Source organism: Paeniglutamicibacter sulfureus, assembly GCF_039535115.1.
GTDB classification, from domain to species: Bacteria; Actinomycetota; Actinomycetes; order Actinomycetales; family Micrococcaceae; genus Paeniglutamicibacter; species Paeniglutamicibacter sulfureus.
In genome coordinates this window covers 2070850-2086465 of sequence record NZ_BAAAWO010000001.1, presented here as the reverse complement: position 1 = coordinate 2086465, position 15616 = coordinate 2070850, and the positions used below count along the sequence as shown (strand labels likewise).

The 15616-nt window shown below is 66.1% G+C and carries 13 protein-coding genes; 5 read left to right on the top strand and 8 right to left on the bottom strand.

Going from position 1 to position 15616, the window contains the following annotated elements; all coding sequences use genetic code 11:
• Window positions 1-8: 8 nt before the first annotated feature.
• Together ABD687_RS09505 and ABD687_RS09500 are read right to left on the bottom strand one after the other, a co-directional pair.
• On the bottom strand, window positions 9-1187 hold the full coding sequence (locus tag ABD687_RS09505; RefSeq protein ID WP_302264586.1) for a metallophosphoesterase family protein: 1179 nt from the start codon (window positions 1185-1187) through the stop codon (window positions 9-11).
• 220 nt (window positions 1188-1407) lie between these two features.
• Entirely contained in the window at window positions 1408-2703 is a 1296-nt protein-coding gene (locus ABD687_RS09500) for an MFS transporter (protein WP_310291845.1), read from the bottom strand.
• 143 nt (window positions 2704-2846) lie between these two features.
• Between ABD687_RS09500 and ABD687_RS09495 the strand changes: the two genes are divergently transcribed.
• Entirely contained in the window at window positions 2847-3395 is a 549-nt protein-coding gene (locus ABD687_RS09495; protein ID WP_310291848.1) for an acyl-CoA thioesterase, read from the top strand.
• Window positions 3396-3426: 31 nt separating this feature from the next.
• Here ABD687_RS09495 and ABD687_RS09490 read toward each other — a convergent pair whose 3' ends face one another.
• The gene (locus tag ABD687_RS09490) at window positions 3427-3807 is read right to left on the bottom strand and encodes an antitoxin Xre/MbcA/ParS toxin-binding domain-containing protein (RefSeq protein ID WP_310291850.1); all 381 of its coding nucleotides are present in this window, start codon (window positions 3805-3807) and stop codon (window positions 3427-3429) included.
• 147 nt (window positions 3808-3954) lie between these two features.
• Between ABD687_RS09490 and ABD687_RS09485 the strand changes: the two genes are divergently transcribed.
• Together ABD687_RS09485 and ABD687_RS09480 are read left to right on the top strand one after the other, a co-directional pair.
• Window positions 3955-4800 carry an SDR family oxidoreductase gene (locus ABD687_RS09485; protein WP_310291853.1) on the top strand — a complete coding sequence of 282 codons (846 nt, stop codon included), beginning with the start codon at window positions 3955-3957 and terminating at the stop codon, window positions 4798-4800.
• A 198-nt stretch (window positions 4801-4998) separates the two neighbouring features.
• Window positions 4999-6423, top strand: a complete 1425-nt coding sequence (locus tag ABD687_RS09480; protein ID WP_310291855.1) for an HNH endonuclease — start codon at window positions 4999-5001, stop codon at window positions 6421-6423.
• A gap of 54 nt (window positions 6424-6477) precedes the next feature.
• Here ABD687_RS09480 and ABD687_RS09475 read toward each other — a convergent pair whose 3' ends face one another.
• From ABD687_RS09475 to ABD687_RS09460, 4 genes are all read right to left on the bottom strand, one after another.
• The gene (locus ABD687_RS09475) at window positions 6478-7770 is read right to left on the bottom strand and encodes a M20 family metallo-hydrolase (RefSeq protein ID WP_310291860.1); all 1293 of its coding nucleotides are present in this window, start codon (window positions 7768-7770) and stop codon (window positions 6478-6480) included.
• Window positions 7771-7816: 46 nt separating this feature from the next.
• Window positions 7817-9484 carry an amidohydrolase gene (locus ABD687_RS09470; RefSeq protein WP_310291863.1) on the bottom strand — a complete coding sequence of 556 codons (1668 nt, stop codon included), beginning with the start codon at window positions 9482-9484 and terminating at the stop codon, window positions 7817-7819.
• The gene (locus ABD687_RS09465) at window positions 9481-11121 is read right to left on the bottom strand and encodes a thiamine pyrophosphate-dependent enzyme (protein ID WP_310291865.1); all 1641 of its coding nucleotides are present in this window, start codon (window positions 11119-11121) and stop codon (window positions 9481-9483) included. The genes ABD687_RS09470 and ABD687_RS09465 overlap by 4 nt, the downstream gene beginning before the upstream one ends.
• A 94-nt stretch (window positions 11122-11215) precedes the next feature.
• On the bottom strand, window positions 11216-12538 hold the full coding sequence (locus ABD687_RS09460; protein WP_264270218.1) for an MFS transporter: 1323 nt from the start codon (window positions 12536-12538) through the stop codon (window positions 11216-11218).
• Window positions 12539-12699: 161 nt separating this feature from the next.
• On the opposite strand from ABD687_RS09460, the gene ABD687_RS09455 reads away from it, so the two are divergent.
• Both ABD687_RS09455 and ABD687_RS09450 read left to right on the top strand, forming a co-directional pair.
• On the top strand, window positions 12700-13884 hold the full coding sequence (locus ABD687_RS09455; RefSeq protein WP_310291868.1) for a helix-turn-helix domain-containing protein: 1185 nt from the start codon (window positions 12700-12702) through the stop codon (window positions 13882-13884).
• Between the two features lie 27 nt (window positions 13885-13911).
• Window positions 13912-14490: an antibiotic biosynthesis monooxygenase gene (locus ABD687_RS09450; protein WP_264270220.1), complete on the top strand. Its 579-nt coding sequence runs from the start codon at window positions 13912-13914 to the stop codon at window positions 14488-14490.
• An 81-nt stretch (window positions 14491-14571) separates the two neighbouring features.
• Here ABD687_RS09450 and ABD687_RS09445 read toward each other — a convergent pair whose 3' ends face one another.
• Entirely contained in the window at window positions 14572-15555 is a 984-nt protein-coding gene (locus ABD687_RS09445; RefSeq protein WP_310291874.1) for a diaminopimelate dehydrogenase, read from the bottom strand.
• Window positions 15556-15616: the final 61 nt, after the last annotated feature.

Below are 15616 nucleotides of genomic sequence, written 5' to 3'. Positions count from 1 at the left end.
TTCCGCTTTTAGCGCTGGGGCAGCGGCAGCGGTTCGGCGATCGGCTGATCCTGGGGATCCATGTCGATGCCGTAGTCCTTGGCGAAGAGGACCCGGGTGCCGGTGTAGACGCCCTCCTGCTTTTCGTCGAGTTCAAAGACACGCGCGCCGCGCAGGCTGTGCTCCTCGGCACCGCCCAGGCCATAAGTGCCGAAGCCCGTTCCCGGGCCGTAGCCCAGCTCGATCCCGTAGTAGTCGCCCATGAAGGTGTTGATGTGGTCGTGCCCGCAGTATGCGCCGCGCACGTCGCCGCGTTCCTGCAACGCGGTGAACAGGCCCGAGTTGAATGCGCCGACATAGACGTCCTCGTTCTTCACGCCCACGATTCCGTGCTTTTTCACGGCCTTGGCGTGGTCCGCGTCATTGGAGGAGAACTGGGATCCGTACCACATGTGGTGGTGCTCCCACAGGGGGATGTGGAAGAACATCAGCGACTGGACCTTGCCGTGCCGCACCTCGGTGGCGCGGGAGGTCTCTCGGTACCAGTCGATCTGTTCCGGGCGGATCCAGTCGTAGGACTTCAGTCCCTCGAAGTCCTGCCCGCCGATGGTCTCCGGGGCGTAGCGTCCCGAGTCCAGCAGCCAAACGCCGAAGGCCGGCTTGCTGCTGCGCGAGGAGGCGATCAGCAGCTGGGAGTTCGAGGAACCGAAGGTGCTGTCTTCCTTGGTGTTGACGTTGTGGTCGTAGCCGCGGATGAAGTCGAGGATCTTGGCCTCGGACATCTTCGTGCCCTTGGACAGGGAATCCTCGTCGTGGTTGCCGAAGGTCAGCGCCCACGGGATCTTCCGTGATTCCATGGGCATCACGACGTTGTTGATGGCCTGCTTGACCTCCGTCGCGTTGGCGGGGGAGCCGTTGATGACATCCCCGTTGATGACCACGAAGCCCGGCTTCTCGGAGTCCAGCACGGCGTCCATGAGTTCAAGGGTGCGACGATCGGTCCGCGGACCGTCCTGGGTGTCGTTGAACTGGACGATCTTGAACTTGCCGTCCTGGCCGAACTTCATTTTCGCGCTCGCCGGGGAGCCCTGCTTCTTGGGAGAGGCGGCCATGGCCGGACGGGATCCGACGGCAAGGATGCCCGAGACAGCGGCGGCGGTACCGCCAAGAAGGACGCCACGGCGGGGGACGGACGAAGGGGTTTTCATGCTGTGCCTTTCAAACGGGTAACGACCAGAGGGGATTGTCGAACGCGAGGGCTCGAGGTCGTGTACTAGACCTTAGAAAGGATGGGTGTCCGGAAGGTTAAGCCGCGGTGGCCCCCGGGTGCCCGCCACGTGGCCACAAGGGCGGATGCGCCGAATCGAGTGCATCACCTGCCCGTACCTGTAGGCGGTGTGTGCCGGCCGCGGGGCGGCCGACACACAATCACAGGTCGATGGCGGGTGACGCGTCCGTCTGTTGGGGAGCGTCAAACCGGTCGAGGGGATGCTCGATCTCGTCCCGGTACATTCGTCCGGCGAACCAGGCAATGATCCCGATCACCGGAGATGCCACGCCCGCCACCACGAAGATCATCCACAGGGGAATGACTTCGGCAAGCGGTCCTGCCAGCGCCATCGACACCGGCATGAGTGCCAGCGAGACGAAGAAGTCCAGCGAGGAAATCCTGCCGAGCATGTGGTGCGGGACCCGGCGCTGCAGCAGCGTGCCCCAGATAACCTGTCCGAGTCCGCCGGTGATGCCCGGGATGACCATGATGATGGCCAGCGCAAGCGGTGTGCTGGTCAGCCCGATCAGCGCCAGCGGCAGGGTCCCGAATCCCCAGAACATGATCATGAAGGTGAGGTAGCGCCGGGGGAGCGGGAAGGAGGAGGTCACCATCGAGCCGATGGCACTGCCGATGCCGTAGGCGGCGAGCATGAACCCGAAGGTCTTGGCGTCCCCGCCCAGCTGGTCCTCCACGACGAAGGGCAACAGTACCTCGATGGGTCCGATGAAGCTCAGCACCGAGATGACGGCAAAGAGCAGGGTCCAGAGCAACCAGGGGGTGCCCACGGTGTAACCCACTGCCTCGCGCAGGTCGGCCAGGGCGCTTGGGCGCTTCTGGTTGGGTTCAAGGTGCGCGTCGTAGGCTTTGTGGTGCCCCAGCATGTTCAGGACCAGGAACGCGACAACGTGGCAGGCTGCTATCCCGACAACCGCCATTGACGGATTGAATGAGGCAACCAGCACGCCGGCAATGGCGGGACCCGCTGCCTGCTGCAGGACCGGACGGAACATTCCCTCCATGCCGTTGGCGGCCAGCAGGTCCTCTGCCGGCAGGATGCGGGGCAGGAGCGCCGAATATGCGGGGAAGAAGAACGCTGCACCGGCACCCTGGATGAAACCGGCCACCGCAAGGTGCCAGAGCTCCATGGCCCCGGTGATGGCGAGCGTGGCCACGGTGGCCATCACGAATAGCGAGACGGCCTCGACGAGAATGATGATCTTTCGGCAGCTAACCCGGTCGGCGGTAATGCCGCCAACAAGCACGAAGCCCAGCAGGCCCAGGGACGTTGCGGTAGCCACCACTGAAAGCTGGGCAGGCCCTCCACCCAGGTGCTTGACCTGGTAGACCATCGCCACCGCCCACATGCCATGGGCAAAGACGCTGATGGCCATCGCGATCAGGAGGATGCGATAGTCGCGATGGGCGAAGGGTCGTAGCGCGCGCGGGGCCATGGTGGGGGGTCCTGAAGATGGGTATGCGGGGTCAAAGCACGGTGGTGCCCATGACCAATTTTGCGGCCCGCCATTGATGAATGTCAATCACTGGTCGTGTGAGGTGGATGACAGCCAAGTTACTGATGAGTAGTATGGGGTTCATGCATGCACTCTTTCGCCTCCTGATCGTGCTGGCCACGGCACGTAAACGCCCAAAGATTTCGATGTTCGATACCTCTTCCATGTCGATGCGCGCACTGCTCACCGACATCGACATTGCCGGGCACATCAACAACGGGATGTACTTTTCCCTCTTCGATTTGGGCCGCTTCGACCTGATGGTCCGCGCCGGGGTGTGGGACATCATGAAGAAGAACAAGTGGAGTCCCCTGGTCCAGTCCGAGACCATCACCTTCCGCAAGTCAGTGGTCTTCAACCAGAAGTTCACGCAGGAAACCCGCATCCTGGGCATGGACGACAAGTGCATCTACTTCGAGCAGCGCATGGTCGCCAACGGGGAAATCTACGTGCAGGCGGTCATGGCCACGCGACTGCTTTCGAAGAACGGCCCGGTGGGCAACGAGGAGATCCTCGCCAAGGCCGGCCTGACGGTGCCCGATGGCCTGGAGCTGCCCGAATGGGTGGCACGCTGGCGCGAAGACACCGCTTTGCCCGGTGCGCGCAGGCCCGCCCCGCACCTGTGGGTCTAAGGCACGGGGTGGCGGCAACAGCTCGTTGCCCTTAGCGCTTCGCGGTATGGGTCACCAGCGCCTCGGCCGCGTTCACCACCTGCTGCGCGTGCATCTTCGCAATGAAGTCCAGCGGCCGGTCGTCGTCCAGCAAGGGGTTGGCGGCTTGCAGCCAAGCGACAGCGGCCTGCGGGTCTTCCATGCTCTGCAAGGTCAGCCACACGCGGTAGCCCAGGCGCAGCCGTTGTTCCGTCACTGCATCCAGCTCGGTGCCCTCTGGATGTGCCCAGCGGTGCGGAGCCGTGCGGTCGGTGGTTCCGGAGATCACCTGCACCCGGGGTGCCCCGATGGCGTCGACGAGGGTGCGGACGAGATCGTGGATGTCTGACCGTGTTGCTTCCACATACACGGCGCTGTGGTTCAACGTTTTCATGCTCCCAGCATCTCCCCGACGCGCCCGGAAATCCATGCCCGGCGGCGCACCAAAACCCGCCACGGAGAGCGGTGGTCCGCGGATGCCGCGGTCCCGGGCGGATGGGCTTCCTATGCGCGGAGACGGGTTCGGTGGTGGAATGTAACCATGAACCTCATTCCACCGCCGCTGGCCGTGACCGGGTCCACCGGGGAGCTCGGCGGCAGGGTCGCCGCACTGCTCAGTGCCGCCGGGGTCAAGCAGCGCCTGCTGGCCAGGACGCCGCGCAAGGCGCCGCCGCTTGACGGTGCCACCGTGCTGCAGGCCGCCTACGAAAACACGTCAGGCACGCGCACGGCACTGGCGGGGGCCGAGACGGTGTTCATGGTCTCCGCGTCCGAAAGCCGTGACCGCTTGGAGCAACATTGCGACTTCGTCGATGCGGCGGTTGCAGCCGGGGTGCACCACCTCATCTACGTTTCGTTTGTCGGCGCCGCCCAGGACGCGGTGTTCACCCTGGCCCGCGACCACTACGCCACCGAAGAATACATTCGGGCCTCGGGACTCCAGTACACGTTCCTGCGCGACAACTTCTACGCTGATTTCCTGCCTGACCTGGTGGGGGCGGACGGGGTTATCCGCGGGCCGGGCGGCGACGGCAAGGCAGCCGTGGTTGCCCGGGCCGACGTGGCGCGCACGGCAGCGGCGATCTTGCGCGAACCGGGCAGGCATCTTGGGGCGACCTACGAGCTAACCGGCCCCGAGGCGCTGTCACTGGCTGAAGTCGCGCAGATCCTGAGCAACGTTGGCCCGCGGCAGGTCTCCTACGTGGACGAGACGGTCCAGGAGGCCTATGCCTCGCGGGCTTCCTACGGGGCTCCGCAGTGGCAACTCGACGCCTGGGTCTCCACCTACCAGGCGATCGCCGCCGGCGCACTTGAAAACGTCAGCGGTGACATTGAGCGGATCACCGGGCAGCCGCCGATGTCGCTGACTCAGTTGCTGCGCTCCTAGCCGCGCGTCTCTGTCAGCTGGCGTGCACCAATGTGAGTGTAAATCGAACGGTACTCGGTCTCCTTTGCTGCCCGGCCTTGGCCTGGGAGGGCTTGTTGTGGCTGCCATGATGTCGTGTCCGTTGCGGTGATCGAATCTGTTTCCTAGTATTTGAAGCCACGGCTTCAAACTGTCGGTGGTGTCTTCTATGATTGGGGTATGGCAGCGACGTCATCGAGCAGCGGTTCCGGCAGCATCCTGGATGTTGCCGATGAGGAGCTGTCCTACGGGGCGCTTTTGGGTCGCGGGTTGGACATGGGTGTCCTGATGGCCGAATATCTCGTGCGTACCGGGCCCGACGGGGTGAGGGCCATGGCGCGGGCGGTGAACCTGGCCACGGCCCAGGACGATGACTTCGAATTGGTGGAAACCCTCGGTGCCTACGAGCACCTGAAGTCGGCGGTCGGCGCCAAGCAATCTGAGTTGGCGTGCACCCTGGGGGACGTTGTCGCCGCCGACCGGATCGGGCGAGGGGTGCGGGTCAAGAACCCGCAGTGGGGCGTGGGCGCGGAGGTGGGCCTGGCCCTGCACGCGTCCCAGCGTTCGGGGACGAGGTTCCTGAACCGCGCCCGCATCCTCACCGAGGACCTGCCCTGCACCCGTCAGGGGCTGCGGGAGGGGACCATCAACTCGGAGGAAGCCAAGCTCATCGTGCGAGAGGTGCGGCGCCTGAAGCCGGTGAACCGCCGGGACATCGACCGCATGCTTTTTTGCGAGACCCACACCTGCTTCGGGCAGGGAGGTGCCAAGCTGCGGGAGATGATCCGCCAATGGGCGCTGATCCTTGAGCCGGAAGCCGAGGTGGACCTGGAGGAGCGTGCGATGAGGGAACGGCACGTGGAGGTGTTCCAGGTCGATCCGTGCCGGGTGAGGATCACCGGGATGTTCCCCTTGGAGTACGGGGCGGCCCTGTGCCAGGTCATGGCGCGTGAAATCGGCCGTGCCCAGGCTGCCGGGGACCCCCGGACCCAGGGGCAGATTGCCGCCGACTTCTTTTTCGAATCCCTCACCGGGATCGGCGACCACACCAACATCCCCGTGGAGGTGAGCCTGGTGATGACCGACAGGACCCTGTACCAGGGCCACCCCGAACCGGCCGTGATCCCCGGCTACGGATACATCAGTGCCGCCAGGGCCCGCGAACTGTTCGCCGGGAACCCGGATAACCCCCTGGACTCCTGGGTCCGGCGCCTCTACACCGCCCCGGGCACCGGGGACCTGGTGGCCATGGACTCCAAGGCACGGCTGTTCAGCGGCGGACTCAAGCGCTTCATCACCCTGCGGGACCGGTACTGCCGCACCCCGTACTGCAACGGGAAAATCGAGCACCTGGACCACGTGGTGCAGGTGTCCCGCGGCGGACCAAGCACCGCGGAAAATGCGGGCGGACGATGTCGCCGCTGCAACGCCGCCAAGGAAGCCCCCGACTGGGAAGAACACACCGTCCCCGGCGACAGGCACACCATCCGCATCACCACCTCCAGCGGACACCCCTACACCTCAACCGCACCACCACTGCCCGGCACCCGCCAATACAACGTACGACCGATCAACCCGGCGGACCGGCCACCCAGGCGCGAGTGAGCGCTTGTACGTCCGGTGAGTGAATCAACGTGCTCAACGGCCGCAACAAGATGGTTAGGGTACGAGGGACGAATCCGCTTCAGCATCCTGCACGTTTCCGGCAGCGGAAACAAATTCACCGCGCACCACGCGCAGGAGCACCTCGGCCAGCAGGTCCACCCCGGCGAGCATGTCCGCATCTTTCGTCAGCTCGCGTTCGTTGTGGCTGATGCCCTCGACGCTGGGAATGAAAAGCATGATGGTTGGGACCATGTCCTTCATGTTCGTCGAATCGTGGCCGGCAAGGGTGCGCACCACACCGTGGCGCAGGCCCAACGAATCTGCCGCCTGGGCCGCAAGCTCCAACCCGGCCCGGTCGTAGGCCTTGGCCCCCCACACATGTTCGGCGCCACGCTCGATCCGCACGTTGGCCATCTTCTCAATCCGTGCCACGCGGGCGTGCAGGTCCGCATCCGCGGCGGCCAGCACGTCGGGGTCGGTGGAGCGCACATCCACCAGCAAGTTCACGCGGCTGGCAACCACCACCGGGGAGTTCGGGAAGACGTTGAACTCGCCGCAAGAGGTGATCACCATGTGCTCCTCGGTGGAGTGTTCCAGCGCGATCTCGCGTGCGGCAACCACCAGCGCGGAGGCACCCAGCAGTGCGTCCTGGCGGTCGGCGATGACAGTGGCGCCGGTGTGCGCCTGGTCGCCGTGCACCACGAATTCGTACTTGTTCGCGCCCCAGGTCGATTCGACCAGCCCGATGGTCAGTTCCCTGTCTTCCAATGAGCGTCCCTGCTCGATGTGGATCTCCACATAGGCGGCCACCGGCAACTCGAAGTCCCCGATGGTCCCGATGGCCTCAAGCGCCTCGCGAACCGTGACTCCGTCGGGGTCGGTGGTCTCCAGCACCTGGGCGGCGCCGAGCTTGCCGGTGTAGACGGAGCTGCCCATCATCGAGGGCTTGAACCGGCAACCCTCTTCGTTGAACCAATTGACCACCACGATGTTGAACTTCGCCTCGCCCCCGGCACCGGCCAGGGACTCCTGGACACGCTTGGCCGCATGCGCCCCGGCCAGCACACCGTAGGCGCCGTCGAAGCGGCCGCCCAGCGGCTGGGAATCAAGGTGCGAGCCCACGGCGATCCAGGGGGCGCCGGGAGCCAGCTCAAGCATCGAGTACTGGTTGCCGACCGCGTCGTAACGCACGGTGAAGCCGTGCCCCTCCACCAAGCCGCGGAACCAGTTGCGGTTCTGCCCGTCGGCAACGGTGGCCGCTTGGCGGTCAACTCCGCCGCCGGCGGTCGCACCATGGGTGCTCATCGAGGTGAAATCGGCCAGGAATGCGCTGTTGTTCGACGTCATGGTGTCTCCTGCAATGTGGTTGTTCGGGGAGGGAGGTGATGGTGGTTCAGGCGGTGGCCAGCGCGTCGTTATCGGCACGCGCGTGGCTTTGCCTGCCGCCGACGAAGGTGCCCATGACCTGGAGGTCAGCAATGTTCCGGGCCAGCAACGGGGACTCGGAGAGCACCACGAAATCGGCGAGCTTGCCCCGGGCCAGGGACCCGCGGTCGGCGAACAGACCGGTGGCCTTGGCGGCATTGACGGTGTACAGACGCAGCGCCTCGAGCGGGCTCAGGCATTCCGCCGCACCGCCGAGCACCAGGCCCTTTTCGGTCAAGCGGTCCACGGCGGAGGCCATGGCGCGGCGCACGTTGTTGTCGGCCACCGGCAAGTCCGAGCTGCCTGCCACCAGGACCCCGGCATCCAGCAGCGACTGGCCCCGGTAGAGCCAGCCCTGGCGCTCGAGACCGACGAGCTTGGCGAACTGGTCGCCCAGCGGGCCGATGAAGGAGGCCTGCGGGGTCACCGCGATGCCGTGCCTGGCCACCGCCTCCACCTGGTCCGGGCGGGCGATGCCGAAGTGCTCGATGCGGTTGGGCAGCGCGTTGGGGCCGTGCTTTTCCTGCAGCCCGGAGATGATCTCGATGGCCAGGTCGATGGCCGCGTCGCCGATGGCATGCAGCGCCACGGGCCAGCCGGAACGGTAGGCAGCCGCCACACGTTCCCGGTAAGCCTGGGGGTCATCGAGCAGGTAGCCGGTGTTGTGCTGGTGCCCGCAATAGTCCTCCGTCACCGCGGCGGTGGCGCCCAGGAGCGATCCGTCCATGAACACCTTGACCGGGCCCAGCGAAAGGTGCTCGTTGCCGAACCCCGCCGTGATGCCCAGGTCCAACCCCAACCCGGTGCCGGTGCCGTGGGCGTCGGCGGCGTGCGATTCCTGCCCGCGCAGGGCGTCGAGCGTCGGCATCAGCTGGGCGCGGGCATGGAGCTTCCCGGCAGCCAGCGCCCGCTGGTAGGCGGTGACTTCCACGGGGGAGTGGCCGATCCAGCCCCCGCCGATGCCTGCCTCGGTGAAGGAAGTGATGCCCTCGGCGGCGTAGCGGGCGGTCGCGGCGTCCAGTGCGCCGACGATCTGGTCCGCCGAGTAGGGCAGCAGCATCTTCTGGATGATCCCCTGGGCCGATTCCTCGACCAGCCCGGTGGGGGAGCCTTGCGCATCGCGCACCACGGCGCCGCCCACGGGATCGGCGAAGCCCGGCTCCAGCGCCCCGGCCAGTTTCAGTGTGGCGGTGTTGGTGATCGAGGCGTGCCCGGAGACGTGGCGCAGGTACAGCGGCCGGTCCCCGGTGATCGCGTCGAGCCGTTTGATGTCGGGGAACTGCCCGTCGTGGTTCTTGTGGTTGAAGCCGGTGCCGTTGAGCCACACGCCCGGGGTGGCGGCAAGCCGGTACACCTCGGATTCGAGCAGGGCATAGAGTTCCTCCAGCCCGCGTGCCGGCGACAGGTCAAGGGCCGCGAGCCCCAGCCCCCACCAGGTGGTGTGGCAGTGCGCGTCGATGAATCCGGGGGTGATGGTCGCTTCGCCAAAGTCCTCGGTGCGATCCGCGGTGCATCCGGCCAGTTCCTCGTCGAAGCCCACGATGCGCCCGCCGATGATCCCCATTTCGCGTGCCGTCGGGCGGTCCTCGTCCATGGTCAGGATGGTACCGGCGCGCACCAGCAGATCGAGTCTCATGCGTTGGCCTCCGCGCGGTGCGCCACGGTGCCCGGGCCCATGGTGGAGGGGTCGGTCTTGAGGTGCAGCACCGCCGGCAGGCCGCTGGCCAGTGCCCGCTCGAGGGCCGGGGCGAAGTCGGCGGTGCTTTCCACAAACTCCCCGTGCCCGCCGAAGGATTGAATCCACTGGGCGAAGTTCGGGTTCTCCATCGCGGTGCCCGAGGGACGCTGCGGGTAGTGCTGCTGCTGGTGGGCCACGATGGTGCCGAAGATGCCGTTGTCCACCACGATAATGAGCGGGGTACCGCCATGGGCAAAGGAAACGGCCAGTTCCTGGGCGTTCATGAAGAAGTCCCCGTCCCCGCAGATTGCCACGACGTGGCGCCCCGGGTGCATGATGCTTGCCGCCACGGCCGCCGGGACCGAAAGCCCCATCGCGCCGTTGCGCGGACCCACCAGGGACCTCGGTCCGTGGTGGGAGAGGTAGCGGTGGCCCCACAGGGTGGCGTTGCCGGCGCCGTAGGTGATGATCCGGTCGGCATCCAGTGCCGCTTCCAGGGCCTCGAACGCGATGCCGAGATCCACGCCGGTGCCGCCGTCGGGTCCGGGACGGGTGAAGGCCAGCTGTTCGGTCCGAAGTCCCTCCATCCACTGGGCTCCGCGTGTTCCGCTCAGGGAGTCGCCCGCGGGCAGCGCGGCGACGAACTCGGCGGGGGACACTCCCAAGTGGGCGTCGATCCGTCCGGCGTGGCCGATGAGCTCCGCGTCGTTGGAGACCACGATGGTCGGGGTGTCCAGAGCCGACTTGTAGCCCTCGGAGAGCACATCGGAGCGGGTGCAGCCGATGAAGACCAGCAGGTCGGCATCGTTCAGCGCGGCGACGGTGCGCTCGGCCCGGCCGTAGCCCAGCCAGCCGGCGTAGGCGGGGGAGTCGTGGTCGATGGCGTCGTAGGCGCGCCAGTCGGCAAGCACCGGGACGTGGGCGGCTACGGCGAAGTCGGCCAATGCGCCCGAGGTGTCGGCGTCCCAGCCGTCCCCGCCAACGATGATGGCGGGGCGCTGCGCGGCAGACAGCAGGGTGGCCAGCGTCCGCAGGCCGGCGGCGCCCGGGGCGGCCTCCGGCAGCGGGTGGACGGCGGGAACGGGGGAGTCTGTCATGCGGACCAGCACGTCCTCGGGCAGTCCCACCACCACGGGTCCCGGGCGGCCGGTGGTGGCCAGGCGCAGCGCGCGGGCCACAAGATCCCCGGCCTGGTGCTCGTCATCGAGTACAAAAACTCCCTTGGCGGTGGTGGAGAACCAGCCCTCCAGGCTGAACTCCTGGAAAGAGTCGCGGCCGCGGTCGGCCAGCGGGATCAGCCCGACGAAGAGCACCATGGCAGTGGCATCCTGCCAGGCGGTGTGGATGGCGATCATGGCGTTGGCGGCCCCGGGGCCGCGGGTGACCATGGCAATGCCCGGCACCGACCCGAGGCGACCTTCGGCCAGGGCCATGAATCCTGCACCGCCCTCGTGGCGGGTGACCACGGTGTGGATCCCGGCGTCGTGCAGGCCGTCGAGGACATCGAGGTAGCTTTCCCCCGGTACTGCATAGACGCGGGAGACACCGTGTGCCTCGAGGGTCTTGACGATGAGGTGTCCGGCTGAGGTGCTCATGGGCTGTGGTGGTCCTTTGTGGTGGAGCGTGGTGAAGATGGAGGATGCTTCCGTGGTCCCCGCACAAGGTGCGGGGACCACGGAAGGGGGGGTGCTAGTGCTTGAAGCCGGGCAGGTCGACGCTGAGGCGGGGCGCGATGACCCCGGCCACTGCGGTGAACAGGGAGAGGAAGATGAGCATGGCTGCGGCCGGCCACCAGTGGTTTGACGCGGCTGCGACCAAGGCGGTGGCGGCCAGCGGGATGAACCCGGAGATCATGCCGGCGGTGTTCTGCGCGAAGCCGACGCCGGTGTAGCGGGTCTTGGCCGGGAACAGGCCGGTGAGCACCGTGCCGGAGGCGGCGTACGGCAGCGACAGGGCCGCGACCGCGAGGGTCATGCCGGCAATCACCAGCACGTCGCTGCCCGATTCGATGAGCAGGAAAGCGGGCCATGCGATGATGGCAGAGAAGATGCCGCCGTAGGTGATGACCTTGGAGGAGCCGAAGCGCTCGCCGAGGCGGCCGCCGATGATCAGCACCGGGATTTCAACGACCGCGGCAATGATGCCGCCGGCCAGCATCAGCGAGGGCTTGTAGTCCAGCACGTTCACGCCGTACCAGACCACGAACGCGGTGACCAGGTAGAAGCCGCCGATGCCGAGCATGCCGGCGGCCATGCCGATGATGATTTGCTTCCAGGATTCCCTCAGCGTGGTGCGGATCGGGGCCTTTTCGGTCTCGCCCTTCTCCATGAGTTCCTTGAAGACCGGGGACTCGTCGAGGCGGCTGCGGATGTACAGGGCAACCAGCAGCATCGGGATCGCTGCAAGGAACGGCACGCGCCAGCCCCAGGCGTCAAAGCTTTCCTGCGAGAAGAACACAGTCATCAGGAAGAAGCCGCCGGAGGAGAGGATGGTGCCGATCGGGGAGCCGATCTGCGGCAATGCGGCATAGCGGGCACGTCGGTGCAGCGGCGCGTTTTCCACCACGATGGTCATGGCGCCGGACCACTCGCCGCCGACGAACAGGCCCTGCATGATGCGCAGGAGCACCAGGAGGATCGGGGCGGCGATGCCGATGGCGGCGTAGGTCGGCAGCAGGCCGATCAGGCCGGTGATCACGCCAATGCCGACGATGGTGACCATGAGCGTCTTGCGGCGCCCGATCTTGTCTCCCATCACGCCGAAAATCATGCCGCCGATGGGCCGGGCCACGAGCCCGACGCCGAAGGTGGCGAAGGCTGCCATGGCGGCCGCGGTGGCGTTCTGGCTGGCGAAGAACTGGACGTTGAAGACCAGCGCCGCTGCGGCGCTGAAGAGGAAGAAGTCGTACCACTCCATGGCCGTGCCAATGAGGGCGCCGATGGCAACCTTGGTGGCCTCCTTGTCGGAGATCTGCCGTGTTGCACCGGCTTCGAGTGTTCCAGTGTGGGTCATGGGATTATCTGCCTGAATCTCAAGGGGAGGGCCGCTGCGTCGCTGCTCGCCATCCGATGGTGGGGACCCCACCAATCTTGCCAAGGATCGGCGGTGACGTGGCGCACGTTTCACAACGAGTTGCACACCACAAACGGTGCAAATGCACATAATATGGGGGAATGTTAACGCCGGATTTCGCAGGAATCACGCCAAACGACCAATCGGATGATGCCGCGCGCTGTACAGCGCTGCTGGAGCGGCTGGACGTCGCGGAACTGACGGAGGAATTCATTGAACGCCTCGGTGCCGTTCCCAGCTATGCCGTTTCCCCGCTGCCCGTCAGTGAAATCAGGCGTACGGGAAGCGCTTCCTTCGAGGCACTGCTCCTGGCGATGAAGACGGTGGATGATCATCCTGACTACCTTCGCGAACGCGATGCCATCGCCCTGGACGTGGGAGTCTCGCGGGCACGGGCCGGCGTCCCGATCGAGGCGCTGATGACGGCGATCCGCCTGGACTTCTCGGTGATCTGGGAGGCCATCACTGGCATTGCCGAGCCGGAGGACGCACTGTTGCTGGTCGGGCACACCACCCGGGTCTGGGAAGTGGTCGACGGCTACGCCGGGGAGACCCAGCGGGCTTATGTCGCAGAGCTCGCGAGGATCCAGGCGGAGGCAGACAGCGTGCGGCAGGGATACCTCGCGACGCTGTTCAGCGAGAAGAACCTGACCCCGACCGAACTGGAACGGATAGCAGAGGACCTCGGCCAGGACCTGGCGACGGAATATGTGGTGGCGGTTGCGTCGTGGGACCACATACCGGCTCTGCGCCTTGCCCTGGCAAATGCGCGGGCCGGCAACCAGGTGTTTACCTATTCAAGGGCGGATGCGCTGGTGGTGTTCTTCCCGCTGGGGCTACGGGCCGGATCCCGGGCCCAGCGGCTGTCTGCGAGTCTTGAGCGGCTGACCTGCGGGTTGATTGTGGAAGGCTGCACCCTGGAACGGGTTCCACATGCGGCGGCGGTCGCCGCATCGTTGGCCAAGCTGCTCGAGCCGGCGGAGCAGGGAGCCATGACTTGGACGCGGGGCTGGGCGCGCATGGCCAGGCGCGAGCTCGACAGGGCGGGAGCGCCGGGACTCGGCGAGGTGGAGCGGGCCCTGGAAAATTGCGGGACCACCGAACGCCGCCGGCTGGGAGAAGCAGTGGCCGCCTACCTGGAAACCGGCAGCATCTCGCAGGCCGCGGAACGCTTGTATTGCCACCGCAACACCCTGATGAACCGGCTGAAGCGCTTTACCGAGCTCACCGGCGTTGACCCGACGATACCGGTCCAGGCGGCGCGGCTGGTGGTGGGTTGGGCCTAGACGGCGGCGGGACGTTAGATTGTGGGCATGCCACAAGCGACGCCCATCACCGTCTCCATCACCCGGACGGTACTGCCAGAACACCACCGACGCTTCAACGCCTGGGTCCAGGCGGGCCAGGAACTGGCCCGCGAATGGGACGGCTACCTCGGGTCCGGTTGGATTCGCACCGCGCCGGAATCCAACGAATGGCACGTGCTCTACCGATTCTCCTCCGCCAAGGCCCTGGCGGCCTGGGATGAGTCCGCGGAGCGGCGCTGGTGGATGGACAGTGCCGCGGAGCTGGTGGAAATCACCAAGGTGGAGCACCGCACGGGGATCGAGGGGTGGTTCGAGCAGCCCGGGGACACCAAGCTCACCATTCCCGACATCGTGGTGCCCCCGCGGTGGAAACAGGCGGTCAGCATCTTCCTGCCGTTTTTCCCGCTGAGCCTGCTGTCCAACTTCCTGCTGATGCCGTTGCTGCGGGATTGGCCGCTGATGTTTGCGGTGTTGCTGAACATCTGCATCCTGACCCCGCTGATGACCTATATCTTCTTGCCGGTGACGACCCGGTTGCTGAGGCCCTGGCTGCACAAGCCTCGCCGTGACAGTCCCCGGAAGTAGTTCGTAAATAGACGCCAGAGGCCCGTGGGTGCGACCCGGATGGGACAGCATCCACGAGCCCCCGGCCTCGGTGATGCGCGGTTACAGCAATTCGGCGCGCAACTGCTCCGGCGACTTCGGAGACAGCAGGCCCGGCGCCACGTCGAACACTGTCTTCGCACCGGTCTGGCCGGCCTGGTTCATCCTGTGCACGGCGCGGGCGTAGGCCACCAGCACGCTGGAAGTGAATTCCGGGTTCGACTGCAGGCTCAACGAGTATTCAATGACCTGGGCATGCTCGTCGCTGGTGTTGCCGCTGCGGAAGACGAACCCGCCGTGCGGCATCGAGGTGTGCTCGGAAGCCAGTGTGGCGGCATCGATGAAGTTCACCGTGGTGTCGTACTCGTCGAAGTAGTGCTCCATGGTCACGATGGCCGTCCGGACGGCCTCGGAGTCGGCGCCGTCTTCGAGCACCACGAAGCATTCGCGCACGTGCTTATCGCGGGTTTCCAGGACCGGGCGCTCGCCGGCGCGGACCTTGGCGATGGCCTCGGTGCTGGGAATCGTGTACTGGACGCCGGCGGCAACGCCGGGAACCCGGCGAATGGCATCGGAATGTCCCTGGCTCAGGCCGCGGCCCCAGAACGTGTAGGTTTCCCCGTCGGGAAGCAGTGCCTCGCCGTAGACGCGGTTGATGGAGAACATTCCCGGATCCCAACCGGCCGAGATCAGTGCGGTCTTGCCCGCCGCGGTGGCCGGGGCATCCACCGCGGCGAAGTGTTCGGGGATCTTCGCGTGGGTGTCGAAGCTGTCCACCGTGTTGAACAGGGCGGCCAATGCCGGACCCTGCGCGGGCAGGTCGGACTTGGAACCGCCGCACAGGACCAGCACGTCGATGTCCTCGGTGTGCCCGGACAGTTGGTCCATGTGGAAGGCCGGGGCGCCATCGGGAAGAGAGAGGGCAGCGGGGTCCCGTCGGGTGTAGACGCCCACCAGCTCCATGTCGGGGTTCTTGGCGACCGCCGCCTGCACTCCTCGTCCCAGGTTTCCATAGCCGGCAATGCCAAGGCGGATTGTTGCTCCCACGAATTTCCTCACGTCAAAGTGTTTTTAATATTCCTTCCACGGTAGTGCCTGCGACGCCGGA